Raw genomic sequence first — 407 nt, forward strand, 5'->3', positions numbered from 1 at the left:
TACGCCGCCCGCGCCATTGCGGCGCGGGAGCAGATCAAGTTCATCTTTTCCAGAACACTGTCCAATGCGCTCTCCGACCTGGTGTCCTGGGGTGAGAAAATCGGCTTGTCGCGTGAAGATCTCTCATTCCTGGACTGGGCTTCTATCGAGTCCAGTCTCACGGTACCGCCCATGGACTTTCTGGATCGCCACTATCTGGCGCAGGTCGCGGCCTCGCGCATCCAGATGGAAGCCGCACATGAGTTCAAGCTTGCTCATATCATTTTCAGCGTTCGGGATATCTATGTCGCAACACTGAATCGCAGCATCCCCAATTTCGTGGGCACAGGGGCGGCGTCCGGACGCATCGTGAAGCTGACTGCCGAGATGTCTGCGCGTGTGAACATCCAAGGCATGATCGTCTGTAT

At 56.8% G+C, this 407-nt stretch carries 1 pseudogene; it reads left to right on the top strand.

Going from position 1 to position 407, the window contains the following annotated elements:
* A pseudogene (locus KDH83_RS31805) lies at window positions 1–407 on the top strand (hypothetical protein); the annotation flags it as partial.

It is taken from the genome of Achromobacter sp. Marseille-Q0513 (genome assembly GCF_018195695.1).
Classification (GTDB): domain Bacteria; phylum Pseudomonadota; class Gammaproteobacteria; order Burkholderiales; family Burkholderiaceae_B; genus Achromobacter.